Origin of the sequence: Nonomuraea sp. NPDC049152 (assembly GCF_040648355.1) — a bacterium.
Taxonomy (GTDB): Bacteria; Actinomycetota; Actinomycetes; order Streptosporangiales; family Streptosporangiaceae; genus Nonomuraea.
Map to the genome: position 1 here is coordinate 18,939 of NZ_JBEZDO010000046.1, position 13,506 is coordinate 32,444.

Annotated in this window: 17 protein-coding genes; 9 read left to right on the forward strand and 8 right to left on the reverse strand. The window is 69.3% G+C overall.

The window, feature by feature from the left end; genetic code table 11:
- The first annotated feature begins 55 nt into the window (after positions 1-55).
- Positions 56-1,843: an APC family permease gene (locus AB0B45_RS47110; RefSeq protein WP_358144826.1), complete on the forward strand. Its 1,788-nt coding sequence runs from the start codon at positions 56-58 to the stop codon at positions 1,841-1,843.
- 130 nt (positions 1,844-1,973) lie between these two features.
- Here the strand turns inward: AB0B45_RS47110 and AB0B45_RS47115 are convergent, their stop codons facing one another.
- Positions 1,974-2,417 (reverse strand): hypothetical protein, encoded by a 444-nt coding sequence (locus tag AB0B45_RS47115; RefSeq protein ID WP_358144828.1) that lies wholly within the window; start codon positions 2,415-2,417, stop codon positions 1,974-1,976.
- A 261-nt stretch (positions 2,418-2,678) separates the two neighbouring features.
- On the opposite strand from AB0B45_RS47115, the gene AB0B45_RS47120 reads away from it, so the two are divergent.
- A complete protein-coding gene (locus AB0B45_RS47120; RefSeq protein WP_358144830.1) occupies positions 2,679-3,098 on the forward strand; it encodes a hypothetical protein in 420 nt (139 codons plus the stop codon).
- On the opposite strand, the gene AB0B45_RS47125 is transcribed toward AB0B45_RS47120, so the two are convergent.
- Both AB0B45_RS47125 and AB0B45_RS47130 read right to left on the reverse strand, forming a co-directional pair.
- Positions 3,068-3,715: a class I SAM-dependent methyltransferase gene (locus AB0B45_RS47125; protein ID WP_358144832.1), complete on the reverse strand. Its 648-nt coding sequence runs from the start codon at positions 3,713-3,715 to the stop codon at positions 3,068-3,070. The genes AB0B45_RS47120 and AB0B45_RS47125 overlap by 31 nt on opposite strands.
- Positions 3,716-3,910: 195 nt before the next feature.
- Positions 3,911-4,495 (reverse strand): ABC transporter ATP-binding protein, encoded by a 585-nt coding sequence (locus AB0B45_RS47130; RefSeq protein WP_358144835.1) that lies wholly within the window; start codon positions 4,493-4,495, stop codon positions 3,911-3,913.
- A gap of 158 nt (positions 4,496-4,653) precedes the next feature.
- On the opposite strand from AB0B45_RS47130, the gene AB0B45_RS47135 reads away from it, so the two are divergent.
- On the forward strand, positions 4,654-5,373 hold the full coding sequence (locus AB0B45_RS47135; protein ID WP_358144837.1) for a helix-turn-helix domain-containing protein: 720 nt from the start codon (positions 4,654-4,656) through the stop codon (positions 5,371-5,373).
- Between the two features lie 129 nt (positions 5,374-5,502).
- On the opposite strand, the gene AB0B45_RS47140 is transcribed toward AB0B45_RS47135, so the two are convergent.
- Together AB0B45_RS47140 and AB0B45_RS47145 are read right to left on the reverse strand one after the other, a co-directional pair.
- Positions 5,503-6,252, reverse strand: a complete 750-nt coding sequence (locus AB0B45_RS47140; protein ID WP_358144839.1) for a reverse transcriptase domain-containing protein — start codon at positions 6,250-6,252, stop codon at positions 5,503-5,505.
- A complete protein-coding gene (locus AB0B45_RS47145) occupies positions 6,213-6,467 on the reverse strand; it encodes a reverse transcriptase domain-containing protein (RefSeq protein WP_358144841.1) in 255 nt (84 codons plus the stop codon). The genes AB0B45_RS47140 and AB0B45_RS47145 overlap by 40 nt, the downstream gene beginning before the upstream one ends.
- On the opposite strand from AB0B45_RS47145, the gene AB0B45_RS47150 reads away from it, so the two are divergent.
- Complete coding sequence (locus AB0B45_RS47150) at positions 6,426-6,569, forward strand: hypothetical protein (RefSeq protein ID WP_358144921.1); 144 nt, start codon at positions 6,426-6,428, stop codon at positions 6,567-6,569. The genes AB0B45_RS47145 and AB0B45_RS47150 overlap by 42 nt on opposite strands.
- On the forward strand, positions 6,514-6,930 hold the full coding sequence (locus AB0B45_RS47155; protein WP_358144843.1) for a GNAT family N-acetyltransferase: 417 nt from the start codon (positions 6,514-6,516) through the stop codon (positions 6,928-6,930). Before AB0B45_RS47150 ends, AB0B45_RS47155 begins: the two co-directional genes overlap by 56 nt.
- Positions 6,931-7,227: 297 nt before the next feature.
- Here AB0B45_RS47155 and AB0B45_RS47160 read toward each other — a convergent pair whose 3' ends face one another.
- The gene (locus AB0B45_RS47160) at positions 7,228-7,875 is read right to left on the reverse strand and encodes a sigma factor-like helix-turn-helix DNA-binding protein (RefSeq protein WP_358144845.1); all 648 of its coding nucleotides are present in this window, start codon (positions 7,873-7,875) and stop codon (positions 7,228-7,230) included.
- 82 nt (positions 7,876-7,957) lie between these two features.
- Here AB0B45_RS47160 and AB0B45_RS47165 point away from each other — a divergent pair, with 82 nt between their 5' ends.
- Entirely contained in the window at positions 7,958-8,239 is a 282-nt protein-coding gene (locus AB0B45_RS47165) for a GMC oxidoreductase (protein ID WP_358144915.1), read from the forward strand.
- 51 nt (positions 8,240-8,290) lie between these two features.
- On the opposite strand, the gene AB0B45_RS47170 is transcribed toward AB0B45_RS47165, so the two are convergent.
- Entirely contained in the window at positions 8,291-9,028 is a 738-nt protein-coding gene (locus tag AB0B45_RS47170; protein ID WP_358144847.1) for a LuxR C-terminal-related transcriptional regulator, read from the reverse strand.
- A gap of 131 nt (positions 9,029-9,159) precedes the next feature.
- Between AB0B45_RS47170 and AB0B45_RS47175 the strand changes: the two genes are divergently transcribed.
- A complete protein-coding gene (locus AB0B45_RS47175; RefSeq protein ID WP_358144849.1) occupies positions 9,160-10,137 on the forward strand; it encodes a carbon-nitrogen hydrolase family protein in 978 nt (325 codons plus the stop codon).
- A gap of 1 nt (position 10,138) precedes the next feature.
- On the forward strand, positions 10,139-10,834 hold the full coding sequence (locus tag AB0B45_RS47180; RefSeq protein ID WP_358144851.1) for a DJ-1/PfpI family protein: 696 nt from the start codon (positions 10,139-10,141) through the stop codon (positions 10,832-10,834).
- Positions 10,835-10,841: 7 nt separating this feature from the next.
- Here AB0B45_RS47180 and AB0B45_RS47185 read toward each other — a convergent pair whose 3' ends face one another.
- Positions 10,842-11,804 (reverse strand): helix-turn-helix domain-containing protein, encoded by a 963-nt coding sequence (locus AB0B45_RS47185; RefSeq protein WP_358144853.1) that lies wholly within the window; start codon positions 11,802-11,804, stop codon positions 10,842-10,844.
- A gap of 70 nt (positions 11,805-11,874) precedes the next feature.
- Between AB0B45_RS47185 and AB0B45_RS47190 the strand changes: the two genes are divergently transcribed.
- Entirely contained in the window at positions 11,875-13,308 is a 1,434-nt protein-coding gene (locus AB0B45_RS47190) for a pyridoxal-dependent decarboxylase (RefSeq protein ID WP_358144855.1), read from the forward strand.
- The last annotated feature ends 198 nt before the right edge of the window (positions 13,309-13,506 follow it).

Sequence of the window (13,506 nt, forward strand, 5' to 3'; positions counted from 1 at the left end):
TGTCGCCGTTCGCGGGAGCACCATGAGGCGTCATCCCTCTTCCAGGAGCCTGTTCATGACTGCTGTGCAAGCCCGCCCCAAGGAGCCCGTCGATAGCCGCGACAGGCACCGGCTGTCGGTCGTCGGCGGCCTGGCCGCGCTCTCGCTGGACGCCATGGCGTCCGTCGCCTACGGGCCAGAAGCCATCGTGCTGGTCCTGGCGCTGGCCGGCGGTGCGGGGCTCGGGTTCACCATCCCGGTCACGCTCACCATCGCGGCACTGCTAGCCGTACTCACCCTCTCCTACCGGCAGGTCATCGCCGCCTTCCCCGAGGGCGGCGGCGCCTACGGCGTGGCCAGGACCTACCTCGGCCGCCGGGCCAGCCTGATCGCCGGCGCCTCGCTGGTCATCGACTACGTGCTCAACGTGGCCGTGTCCGTCGCCGCCGGCACCGCCGCGCTCACCTCGGCCTTCCCCGCGCTGCTGCCGTACACGGTGTGGATCTGCCTGGGCGTGCTCGCGCTGGTCACCGCGATCAACCTGAGGGGCATCGCGCACAGCGCCCGTATGTTCATCGCGCCCACCGTGATCTACGTGGGCGCGATCCTGCTCGTCGTCATCGCCGGCCTGTTCAGGAGCGAGCCCGCGATCGACGTCCACCAGCAGGCGCAGACACTGGAGACGGTCGGCGTCCTGCTGCTGCTCAAGGCGTTCGCCAACGGCTGCGCGTCGCTGACCGGCGTCGAGGCCATCGCCAACGCGGTGCCCTCCTTCAAACAGCCGCGGGTACGGCGGGCCCAGCACGCCGAGGTGGCCCTGGGCGGGCTGCTGGCGGTCATGCTGATCGGCATCGCCGCGCTCATCGAGAAGTTCGCCATCGTCCCGGCCGACGGGGTGACCGTGCTGGCCCAGGTCACGCAGGCGGCACTGGGTGACGGATGGCTGTTCTACCTGGTGCAGTTCTCCACCGTGGTGCTGCTCGCGCTGGCCGCCAACACCTCCTTCGGCGGGCTGCCCGTGCTCGCCCAACTGCTCGCCTCCGACAACAACCTGCCGCACTTCTTCGCCCTGCGCGCCGACCGGCAGGTGCACCGCTACGGCATCGCCTTCCTGACCGTCACCAGCGGCCTCCTGATCGTCATCGCCGGCGGCGACATGAACATGCTGGTGCCGCTCTTCGCCATCGGGGTGTTCGTCGGATTCACCCTGTCGCAGGCCGGCATGGTCAGGCACTGGGTGAACGACCGGCCCGCGGGCTGGCGGTGGCGAGCCCTGCTGAACGGCTTCGGCGCGCTGCTGACCGGCGTGGCCGCAATCGTCGTGTCGGTCTCGAAGTTCACCGAGGGCGGCTGGCTGATCGTGGTCGCCTTGCCGCTCATGGTGGCGGGCATGGAGTGGGTCAACCGCAGCTACACGCGCATCGGCGCCCGGCTCGAACTCGGCGCCGTCCCCGCGCCGCCCAGGCCCCGGCGCTCCCTGGTCGTGGTGCCGGTGCACGCGGTCACCCGGCTGACCCGCGATGCGCTCGCCGCGGCCCTGTCACTGGGCGACCGGGTGGTGGCCGTCAACATCACCCACCCCGAGGACGAGGCTCAGGCCCGCCGCTTCGTGGACGACTGGGACCGCTGGGACCCGGGAGTCGAACTCGTGCAGCTCTTCGACGCCCACCGGCGGCTGGATGAACCGCTGGTCGACTATTTGGAGCAGGTGCCGGAGGCGCACGTGTTCGTGCTGATTGCCGAGGTGGAGCCGGAGCACGCCTGGCAGCGCATGCTGCAGAACCAGCGCGGCGCGGTGCTGGCCAGGGCGCTGCGCCGCCGTACGGAAGCGGTGGTGTGCCGGATGCGCTTCCGCGTTTCCTGAAGCCGTACGGCTCGCGCCGGGGTTGCCCGGACCCGCCATCGGGTCCGGGTGTTCCCCTGTGGCGCGTCAGGCGTCGGGGCGTGGGCGGAGGGCCCTGGAGGGCCTCGGCGTCGAGCTCGGCCGTCGTGAGCTAGGAAAGGGCGAACCTCTCCACGACCCGGAGTGGCGACTCCCTGGGCCGCACGGGCACGCGGGCGACTGCCGTACCGAACTGAACGAGATCCGCCGAGGAGGCGCGCGCCGCGATCGCGGCGCCGAAGGCCGCGGCCGCGTCAGCGCGCGTCAGCGGCGCGCCCGGCCACGCGGGACCGGCCATCAGGCCGGTCCGGTCGACGAGGACGAGGGTACGGCCCGCCAGCGCGGGCACGTTGGCCAGCGACAGGTCGGCGGCCTGCCGCAACACCCAGGCCCAGCGTGACTGGGGCAGCGAACGCAAGGCGGCGACGATCTCCAGCGGGGTGACCCCCGAGCCGATGACGCGGGCCGGCTCGGCGAGCTCTTCGGCCAGATCCCCGACCGCGGCACCGAGCCGATCGAAGTCACGCAGGTGGGCGAGCTTGTCCTGGTAGGACATCGACGGCAGGCCGCCTGCCAGGCGGTTCCGGTATGGCGCCGAGCAGCCATCGCTCCACCGTCGACCAGGACATCGCTGCCTCAGCCAGAGTCTTCCTGGCGCTCGGCCGTTCCACTGCGAAGACCCGGACAAGCCGTGTTGACGCACTTCTGACGCGATATTCGCGGCCCGCCATCAATGTTGCGTCAGGATGCGTAGCGGCCGCGCATGAAGACCATAAAGATGGCGGTTCCCATCGGTGCGGGCACGCTTTCATGAAATATGGAGTTCCGCACCAAGCACAGGGCGCCGCTCGAATTCTTGATCGCCGGCGGCTTCGTTGTGTCCGTGCTGTCCTGTGCTGTCATCGCCCCACTGTTCCCTGGCACCGCGAGCCGGGTGGCGGCGATGGCGTTCTTGGTGAGTGCCTACGCGATGTGGGGGCGGAGCCTCGTCAGCGCTCTGGCCGCGGCTGCGATGGCGTGGATGTTCCTGACCGGTTTCCTCGTGAACGCCATCGGCCTGCTGACGTTCTCCCGAGCCGACCTGGTCAGGCTCGTAGCTCTCCTCGGTGCCGGGCTCCTCAGCGGGGCCTGGGGGCGGGTACGACGGGCCCGGCCTCGACACCCCATGCGGCACCGGCATCGCCCGGTCCTGGCCCGGCGTCTGCATCAGCGCGGCCGGGCCGTACCAAGGACGTGACTCACATGGCGGAAGGCGAACCGCTCCACCCCATCGACGGCGAAGCCCGCATGCTGGAGTGCCGCGAGCGTGTCGCGCGCGGGGTGGCAGCCGCCGAGCGCGCGTGACCACAGCGGGGAGACCAGGTTCTCGCACAGCGCGATCACCTGGTTGCCGGACCGCTGATGCTCGTAGAAGTGCAGCTGGCCACCCGTTCTCAGGACTCGCCGCACCTCCTGCAAGGTCTCCATTGCCGACGGGGAACAGCACAGAACCAGGGACATCACCACGGCGTCGAACGAGGCGTCGGGAACCGGCAGCCCAGTGAGCTCACCGTCGAGGATCCGCACAGGGATCATCACCTCATCGGCGGCCAATCGAGCGGCCGATCGGAGAAACGGATCGCTCTCGACAAGGACGATCTCCTCCACGGTCTCCGGATAACACGTGACCTTCACCCCGTCACCCGCGCCGATCTCCAGCACCCGGCCCGTCAGCCCACTGAGCAAACGCTCCCGCTGCGGGGTCGATCTGCCTCCGACGCAGACCGGGCGCGGGTGGTGGAACTGCTCCATTCCACGTCCCAGCAGGCGCCGGCCATCCGGTGGGACGGTGGGCTCCTGAGCACGCGCAGCCATGATTCCTCCTGAAGACGGTATCCCCACTATCGGCCGACACCGCGGGCGAAATCTGCAATCACTACGCGGCTCTGACGGGCAAGCCGCCAATCCATACGTTTTCTTGAGATCGGACGCGGCCCGCCATCGACGGCTGGCTACTCAGCAGGATCCGGCTTCGGAAATCACCAGGACCCACCCCGGCGTCGGCGCTTGCTAGCGAGCTGCGGTAGCCCGGGTGAAGGGTCGGGCGGCGAGGTCGACTCCGGTGATCGCCGCGGGAGAAGAAGCCGCGCTGCCCCTTGAAGGCGCCGTCGGTGATGATGTAGTCGTCGGTTGGGAGCTGAGCGGCCGCCGGTAGGTGATCTGGGGGTGTCCCAGGGAGTCGGTGATGAGTTCGGCGTCCAACTCGAAGACGTCGGCAAGTCGCTCGGAGGTCAGGACGGCGGCGGGAGTGCCGGAGGCGATCAGGCGGCCGCGGTACAGGAGCAGCAGCCGGTCGCAGTACCGGGCGGCGAGCGTCAGGTCGTGCAGCGCGACCAGAACCGTTTGGTCGGTACTGGTCAGCAGCTCCATCAGTTCCAGCCGGTGTTTGACGTCGAGGTGGTTGGTGGGCTCGTCGAGCAGGAGCCCGTACGGCTGTTGGGCCAGGGCGCGGGCGATGTGGGCGCGCTGCCGTTCGCCGCCGACAGCGCCTTCCAGGAGCGGTTGGCGAACGCGGTGAGTCCGACCTGCTCCAGCGCGGCGGCGACCACCGCCCGGTCGGTGGCATCCGGTCCGCGCCAGCGGTCGCGGAATCAAGCCAGACCTTCAAGACGGCCAAGAGGACACCAAGCGGAAGGCATGGCGGGCGCTCCGGTCCGGGGTGCGTTTCTCGCCTGTACCGCGTCAAAACGCAGTCGCGACGGCTCTGAGCTGTGGTTTGACTGGGTCGCCGCTCGCAGACAAGATCACGCTTTGTGCTTGTTCGCCTGCTCTACCTCATCACGGTCCAGTTGTTCGGCTGGCTGATGTTGCTGGGTAGGAGCCAGTCGTCGAAGAACGTGGAAATCATGGTGCTGCGTCACGAGGTGGCGGTGCTACGGCGTCAGGTCGGACGCCCGAAGCCGGACTGGGCCGACCGAGCCGTTCTCGCAGCGTTGGCTCGGTGGTTGCCGACCGTGTTACGCGCTCATCGGTTGGTTACTCCGGCGACGTTGCTGGCGTGGCATCGGCGTCTGCTGCGGAGGGCCTGGGCCTATCCGCATCGTGGTGGCCGGCCGAGGACGAGCCGGGAGGTCCGGGACTTGATCGTCCGTCTGGCGCGGGAGAACCCGGGGTGGGGCTACCGACGTGTGCATGGGGAACTGGTGCGGCTCGGTTACCAGGTCAGCGAGGTGACCGTGCGGCGGGTTCTGCGCTCCCGCCGCTTTGCTCCGGCGCCCCGGCATCTCGACACCTCGTGGCGAGTCTTCCTGCAATCGCAGGCGAAGGGGCTTCTAGCTTGTGATTTCTTCCATGTTGACACGTTGTTTCTGAAGCGCCTGTACGTGTTGTTCGTGATGGAGGTCCACACGCGGCGCGTGCACATCCTGGGTGTGACCTCCCACCCGACCGGCGCGTGGACCGCTCAGCAGGCCCGCAACCTTCTGATCGACCTCGGCGAGCGAGCGTGTACCGCGTCAAAACCCATCGCGTAGAGCTTGAGCTGCGCGTTCCCCGAAACGGCTACGCTGCCCGGTGGTCGGGTGGCCGGAGGGAGTCTCACCCTCCGGCTCCCACAGATCCGTACGTGAACCTCTCGGCTCATACGGCTCTTGTCATCCTGGTCACCAGCTGGAGGGGACCCATTTCCAGTGCACGAACATGCGCGGGTATCTCGTGGTGATCTCCCGCAGCTTGCGCTGGGCCTTGCGTGCTCCCTGTAGCCGTTTGTACTTTCGCCGGATCCAGCGCACCAAGTAGGCGTTGATGCGTCCCAGAAGGGGACACAGCGACGAGCGGTTGAACGCGCCGTAGTACTGCATCCAGCCCGCCACGATCGGGTTGATCGCCCTGGCGAGCTCGGTGAAGGTGAAGGTGTTGCGGCAGTGCAGCCGCCAGCGCCAGACCTCTGCGCTGATCTTCTTCAACGCCGGCTTGCTGATCGCGGGCATGAACCGCAGAAACAGCCTGCCGTCGGCGAAGCGCACACTCCATTGTCTGAAGGTGAACCCCAGAAAGGTGAACGACGTGTGCTCGAAGGCGAGCCGCCGATGCCCGTCCTGGCAGTACACGATCTTCGTCTTGCCGGGATGCAGACGCAACCCGACCTGGGCCATCCTGTTCTCGATCGCCGCCAGGACCTGCCGGGCCTGACGTTCGGTGACGCAATGCACGACCGCGTGGTCGGCATAGCGCTCGAATTGGACGGTCGGGTACTCCCGGGCCAGCCAGGTGTCGAACGCGTAATGCATGAACAGGTTCACCAGCACCGGAGAGACCGGAGACCCTTGCGGGGTCCTCCTATCGCGTTCGGCCGGCCGCCCGTCGGGCAGCCTCAGCGGCGCTTGCAGCCACCGCTCGATATACAGCACCACCCACCGGGCGTCGGTGTGAGCCGCACAGCCTTGATGATCAGATGCCAGGGGACGCTGTCGAAGAACGAAGCGACATCAAGGTCGATCACCCAGTCCCGCTTCCAGCATCGCCGCCGGCACACCTCCACCGCCTGCAAAGCCGACCGGTGCGGCCGATACCCAAACGAGTCGGGATGGAAGATCGGCTCCACCCGCTCGACAAGGTGCCGGGCCACGACCGTCTGAGCGACTCGGTCGGCGACGGTGGCATGGACAAGATCAATGTCGCGAGAGGGCTCCAGGTGCCCATCCTGGGTGTCGTTCTACAACGACGATGATCGAAGAGGTCGACGGCCCCTCGCGGTGCTGGTAGAGGGGTCGCCGGTCGCGGGTTTCGCGCTGATCGGCTGGGTCGACTGCAGCCCCCACCTCGACCAGCTCGCCGTACACCCCGCCCGGATGCGGCAGGGCGTCGGCGGGTGGCTGGTGCGCGCCGTGCTCGACCAGGCTGCGCGCGCGAGTGCCCTCGGCACCCGCAGCGACGGCGATCGGCTGTCCACGCAGTCGGCCGAAACTGACGGTGTTGACGTCGCCCTGGCCGCCCGCAGACAGGGGAACCGCCCGGCCAAGCGCGGGCTCGGTCGGGTGGGGCGGCGGGCAGGCACCGGGCGTGGGCCACGCGGCCGGTGCCTGGGGTGATGGGGAGGTGCCGCTGGATAACGCATGGGGGTCTGAGCCGCTCAGCAGCAGCAGGCAGATGCCGCGAGCTCCATCAGGCGACGGGCGATCGCGATCATGCTGGGTTGGATGTCGGACGCGCCTCCTTGGTTCCGGGCTCCCGGCCGCAATCAACGCTTTCATCGCGGCCGAGGTGTGGGTGTTCTGCAGATGGCGCAGAGCGAGCATCAACTCCTCGCAGCGCGGCTTGTTGCCGTGCTCGCGCATCTGCTCGAACAGGCCACCGAGCTGCCCGCAGGCGATGCCCGCGTTCGCGCATCAGGGGAATGCCAGGCCGTTGTCGGGGGTGAGGCCGCTGAGCTTGTCGGGGTTGACCTGGAAGTGCAGATTCTGGATGTGGCCGTCGACGAGGTCGAACGACAGGGCGCCGACGGTGTAGCCGTCGAGGGTGGCCAGGATGCCAAGCTCGCCGTTGATGACGGCGGGTTCCATGGTCAGGGTGGCCAGCTCGGGCTTGGCCAGGAAGCCCACGATCCAGCGCGCGACGTGGTCGGTGCCGTGGAGGGGGCGGTGGGCGGCGGTGACCTTGCCACCGCCGTCGGACCAGGCGGTGACGTCGGGGGCGAGCAGTTCCATCACGGCGTTCAGGTCGCCGCCCGCGCAGGCCTTCATGAATTGCGCGGTGACCTGCCGGCGCTGTGCCTCGTCGGTGTCGAAGCGGGGGCGGCGAGCCTGGACGTGCTCGCGGGCGCGGTGGGCGATCTGGCGGACCGTCGGCTCGGGACGTTCGAGGGTCTCGGCGATCTCGGCGTGCGAGTAGCCGAAGACCTCGCGGAGCAGGAAGACGGCGCGTTCGACGGGGCTGAGGGTTTCCAGGACGACCATCATCGCGATGGAGACGGTGTCGGCCAATTCGGTCTCCGTGGCGATGTCGGGGGAGGTCAGGAGCGGTTCGGGGCACCACAACCGATCATCATGCCGCTCACCGGGGCGGACGGGACACCGCCAGGCCGAGATCGGCCATCATGCCTACGACCTGCGCGGATGAATATTCGGCACCCGCACCCTTGACGGGTTCAGCGCGGATCCGCGAGCCGACGAGGCCGCGATGCGCGCCGCCACGGCCCACTACTGGCATCCGGTGGGAACCTGCGCGATCGGGCCGGACCCCGCGGCAGCGCCGTCGTCGACGCCACCGGACGGGTGTACGGCAGCGATATTCTGGGACGTCGACGCCTCGATCATCCCTGTCATCCCCCGAGCCACCACCAACCTGCCGGTCGTGGCCCTCGCCGAGCATGTCACCCGCTTGATGCGCGACGCCGTGTGAAGGCTCCCGGACGCACGCATGCCTCCAGAGGAGGCCGGAGCACCCCGATCCTCACCCTGAAGACGCCAGGAGCGCGGCGAGCTCGACGCGGTTGGTGACGGCCATGCGCTGGAAAACGGCCTTGAGCGACTGTTTGACGGCGGCCTCCGTCACGCCGAGCCGGGCCGCGACGGCGCGGTTGGTCAGGCCGGTTGCCACGAGCCGTGCGGTCTCCGCCTGGCGGGGGGTCAGGCCGAACCGGCCCAGGCCGCCGGTCGTGGCCGGGCGCAGCCGGGCCAGCGCGACGGAGATGTGGGTGGCGACCACGCCCAGCTGGAACCGGTCCCTCGTGGTGAATGTGTCCTCGACTCCGGTGCGGCCGAGGTTGATCGTGCCGATGACGCCTTCGACGCCGAGGATCGGCGCGGTGGCGATGTGTTCGAGGTGGAAGCGCCCGCTCACCCGCCGATAAAGCGGATGCTCCCGCCAGCCCACGCGGCCGAGCACGTCGTCGCTGCTGGCCGGTTGGTGGCTGTCCAGCACGGTGGCCAGCACCGGGTCAATGGCGCGGCCGTGCTCTTCATAGCGCTGTGCGAAGTCCGGTGGCAGGCCGACCACGCTCGCCAGCAGGCGCTCGTCGCCTGGGTATCGGTCATGCGGGTAGAGGTAGAAGCCCAGGGCCTCGGCGTCGAGGAGTGCGCGCGCCCGCCGGAGGTAGAGCGCCTCGAGCATGTGCCACGAGGAGGCGAGGTCAATCTGCTTGAACCATTGGGCGATGTCACGTCGCATGAGCCCCTTCCACCAGTTCACGCGGAAAAGCGTCCGCCATGCCGGGGATTTTTCTGACTACCCGAAAGGGTAGCGATCATAGGCCCGAATTAGGCCCAGGATCGGGTTGTCTGAATCTCCGACATAGAGGAAAGAGCCCAATGACGCAATCCGTGCGTGTGGCTGCGGTACAGGCCGCGCCTGTCTGGCTGGACGCGCAGGCCAGCACCGACAAGGCCATCGATATCATCGACAAGGCGGCCGGGCAGGGGGCCGAGCTGGTCGCGTTCGGCGAGAGCTGGCTGCCCGGATACCCGTTCTGGATCTGGACCCGCACCCCGTCGGCCGGTGTGCCGTACTTCCTGCGCTATGACCGCAACGCCGTCACCACCGACGGACCTGAACTGGCCGCGATCCGCTCCGCCGCCCGGCGGCACCAGATCCACGTCGCGCTCGGCTTCGCCGAACGCGCGGCGGGAAGCCTCTATTGCAGCCAAGCACTGATCAGCGACCAAGGCGAACTGCTCGCGGTACGGCGCAAGCTCAAGCCGACCCACGTCGAGCGCAGCCTGTGGGGCGAGGGCGACGGCAGCGACCTGCTCGTCACCCAGACCCGGCTGGGCCGCATCGGGATGCTCAACTGCTGGGAGCACATCCAACCGCTCAGCCGCTACGCGCTCTACAGCATGGACGAGCAGATCCACATCGCCTCCTGGCCCGCGCTCGCGGTCTCCCGCGTCGAACAGGGCGCCCAAAGCGCCCGGCACGTCTGCGCCTCCTACGCCCTGGAAGGTCAATGCTTCGTGCTCTCCGCCACGAACGTCCTGCCTGCGGAGCTCGCTGAGGAGCTGGCCCCAGCACCGGGCGCGCTACCGCCGGGCGGAGGCGCAGCGGCCGTGTTCGCGCCCAACACAACGGTGCTCGCCGAGTCATCGACGGACGTGTACGACGAGATCGTGGTAACCGACTGCGATCTGTCCACCATCCGGCTCGCCAAGATGACCGCCGACCCGGTCGGCCACTACGCCCGCCCCGACGCCACCCGCCTGCTGCTCGACCGGACCCGCCGAACACCGGTGGTGCTGCTCGAACCCGGGACGGACCCGTCGCCCGCGGATGAGCCGGAACCGGCCCCGGAGACGGGGGCCTGAAGTGTCCGAGCCGAAGACCTTCGCCTTCGTCCTGTTCCCCGGCCTGACCCCGCTGGACCTGGTGGTCCCGCTCCAGGTTATGTCCCTGATGGCCACCCTCTCCTCCGGTTGGCGAGTCTGTGTCGTCGCCGGGCAACCGCAGGCCCTGCCCACCGACACCCCGCTGACGGTGACCGCCACACACACCTTCGAGCAGATCCCGCACCCCGACGCCGTCATGGTGCCAGGCGGCGGCGAGCCCGCCTTCGCCGCCATGGCCAGCCGACCCCTGATCACCTGGCTGCACAACGCCGCCGAGCACGCCGAGCTGCTGACCTCTGTCTGCACCGGCTCGCTCATCCTCGGCACCGCCGGGCTGCTGGAAGGACGCAAGGCCACCACCCACTGGGCCGCCCGCCACCTGCTGCTCCGCCTGGGCGCCACACCCGCCACCGACAGCTGGGTGCAAGACGGCCCGCTGATCACCGCGTCCGGCGTGTCGGCCAGCCTCGATATGTCCCTCCACATCGTCGGCAAGCTGGCCGGCCAGAACCTGGGCGAGCTGATCCGACAGGCAATCGAATACGACCCGGCACCCTCCCAGCAGCCGCCGCAATGGGACACCATCGACCGCGCCCCCGCCATCGATGCGGTCAACGCCGCAGCCCGCACCGCCCTGGCCGATCACCCAGAACTGCTCTCCCGCCTCGCCGTCTGACAGCAGGTCAGTGAGAGCCCTGATAAGTGCGCCTGTATGCGGACGGGGTGGTGCCGACGGCCCTGGTGAAGTGCTGCCGCATCCCACTGCCCGTGCCGAAGCCGGCACGCTCGGCGACGGCGTCGACAGGCAGTCTGGTGGTCTCCAGCAGCTCGCGCGCCCGGGCGATGCGCTGCTGGGTGAGCCACCGGATGGGCGGCAGTCCCACCTCCTGGTGGAAGCGGCGCACAAAGTGCCGCGTGCTCATCCCTGCCCGCGCGGCGAGCCGCGGCACGGTGAGCGGCTCGTGCAGCCGTTCCAGCGCCCAGTCCAGCACCGGCGCCAGCCCCTGGACCCCACCGCCGGCCAGCGGCGCGGGCCAGGCGTACTGGGTCTGGTCTCCTTCCCGCTGCGGCGCAATGACCATCCGCCGCCCGACCTCCGCCGCCACGGCCGCGCCGAAGTCGTTGCGGACGATGTGCAGGCACAGGTCGATGCCCGCCGCCGTGCCCGCGCTGGTGAGGATGTCGCCCTCGTCGATGTAGAGCGCTCGCGGGTTGACGGTGACCTGTGGGTAGCGCTGCCGCAGCTCGTCGGCGTGCATCCAGTGCGTGGCGGCCTCACGGCCGTCGAGGAGGCCCGCCGCGGCCAGCACGAAAGCGCCGGAGCACAGCGAGGCAATGCGTGCTCCCCGCGCGTGTGCCTCCACCAAGGCGGTGAGCAGAGCCTCGGGCGGCTCGTAGCCGCCGTCGACGCAGGCGGGCACGACGACGAGGTCCGCCCGGACGATCGCGTCGAGCCCACGGCTCGCGCGCAGCCATAGCCCGCCGGCGAGCGACTTCTGCTCGCCGGCGGCGCTGTGACAGAGGGTCAGCTCGTACCAGTCGGGACTGAGGTCGCTGCGGTCGCGACCGAAGACCTCGCACGGTACTGCCAGCTCGAACAGCGGGCACTCATCCAACACCGGCACGACGACACGAATGCGAGCCATGGCTTAAATCTAGTGCAACACGGCATTTACGCCACTGGTGACCAGGGCCGGTCGCCGAGAGAGTGGCGTCATGGATCTATCAGGACCGCTGGACATCAGCGAGAGCGAGGGCGCGCGGCTGCTGGCGGCGGCCGTCGACCTCGTCGTACGGCACGCGCAGCAGGTGGCGGACGGGCCGGTGGCCCCGCCAGAGCCAGGCACCGAGACCATCCGCGGCTGGCTGGCCGGTCAGGACTTCGCCAAGGGAGCGCAGGCCGAGCAGGTCCTTCAGGAGGTGATGCGAGTGCTTTCGACGTGGGGCGTGCACACCACGCACCCGCGCTATTTCGGGCTGTTCAATCCCACTCCCACGTGGTGGGGCGTCGCGGGCGAGCTGGTCGCGGCCGCGGTCAACCCGCAATTGGCCGCCTACAGCCACGCCCCCGCCGCCGTCGAGATCGAACGGCACATGCTGGGCTTCCTGGCCCGGCGCCTCGGCCTGCCCGACGGCACGGAGGGCAGCTTCACGGTGGGTGGCGCCGAGGCCAACCTGACCGCCGTCATCGTCGCGCTGACCCGCAGGTTCCCGTCGTACGCGCAGTCCGGCGTGCAGGGGCGGCCGGTGCTGTACACCTCGACCGAGAGCCACCTGGCCTGGCTGAAGATCGCGCACATGACGGGGCTCGGCCGCGACGCCGTACGGCTGGTACCCGTGGATGCGGCGCACCGCCTCGACCCGGGCGCGTTGCGCGAGATGCGGGCGGCCGATCTGGCGGCGGGGCTGGAGCCGTTCCTGCTGGTCGCAACGGCGGGCACGACGGCGGGCGGCGCGCTCGACCCGCTGCCAGAGCTAGCGACCCTGGCCGCAGAATGGGGCCTGCATTTCCACGTCGACGCCGCCTGGGCGGGCGCGATCGCCCTGTCCGACCGGTTGCGCCCACTGCTGGCCGGGGTGGAACTGGCCGACAGCGTCACCGTGGACGCGCACAAGTGGCTGTCGGCGCCGATGGGCGCGGGCATGTTCCTCACCCGGCACGCGGCCGCGCTCGGACAAAGCTTCCACGCTGCGACCTCCTACATGCCCGCAGAAACCGAAGGCGCCCCCGATCCGTACACCACCAGCGTGCAGTGGTCGCGCCGCTTCGCGGGTCTGAAGGTCTACCTCGCGCTGGCCATCGCCGGGCTGCCCGCCTACGCCAAGCAGCTCGAACGCGACGTGAGCCTCGGACAGCTCTTGGCACGCCGTCTGCGGGATGAGGGCTGGCAGCGGGTCAACGACACCCCTCTCCCCGTGATCTGCGTGGTGGCCCCCGAGGCCGAGGCAGGCGGCCCCGAGGCCAGCGCAGCCTGGCACGCGGCCGTCGCCGGTCGCGTCGTCGCCAGCGGCGCGGCCTGGATCAGCACGGTACGGCTCGCGGGCCGCTCCGCCATCCGCCTGTGCCTGACCAGCCATCGCACCGGCGCCGAGGACATCGAGGCCGTGGTGAACGCTCTCAGCCGGGCCAGGAAGGGCGAGATCGCATGACTGCGAGCGAACACACTGGTCCCGCCGGTCTGAAGAGCCACCGAAGAGGGGCATCCCTCCGACTGCCGCCTGCGACAAGTACCCCGGCCTCATCCCCGGCGCGGAACACCTTGAGCGGGTCCAACGTCGCCAAGCACGTGATCGGGAACCTTGTGCGCCGATGCCAAACTGGTGAGGTGAATGACGACGGTCGCCCGA

What these genes read in the sequence shown, in the direction of transcription:
- AB0B45_RS47155 (WP_358144843.1), top strand. Translation starts at nt 6,514, where the DNA reads ATGTCGCGAGAGGGCTCCAGGTGCCCATCCTGGGTGTCGTTCTACAAC.
- AB0B45_RS47125 (WP_358144832.1), bottom strand. Translation starts at nt 3,715, where the DNA reads ATGGCTGCGCGTGCTCAGGAGCCCACCGTCCCACCGGATGGCCGGCGC.
- AB0B45_RS47150 (WP_358144921.1), top strand. Translation starts at nt 6,426, where the DNA reads ATGGAAGATCGGCTCCACCCGCTCGACAAGGTGCCGGGCCACGACCGT.
- AB0B45_RS47120 (WP_358144830.1), top strand. Translation starts at nt 2,679, where the DNA reads ATGGAGTTCCGCACCAAGCACAGGGCGCCGCTCGAATTCTTGATCGCC.
- AB0B45_RS47185 (WP_358144853.1), bottom strand. Translation starts at nt 11,804, where the DNA reads ATGGCTCGCATTCGTGTCGTCGTGCCGGTGTTGGATGAGTGCCCGCTG.
- AB0B45_RS47110 (WP_358144826.1), top strand. Translation starts at nt 56, where the DNA reads ATGACTGCTGTGCAAGCCCGCCCCAAGGAGCCCGTCGATAGCCGCGAC.
- AB0B45_RS47190 (WP_358144855.1), top strand. Translation starts at nt 11,875, where the DNA reads ATGGATCTATCAGGACCGCTGGACATCAGCGAGAGCGAGGGCGCGCGG.
- AB0B45_RS47115 (WP_358144828.1), bottom strand. Translation starts at nt 2,417, where the DNA reads ATGTCCTACCAGGACAAGCTCGCCCACCTGCGTGACTTCGATCGGCTC.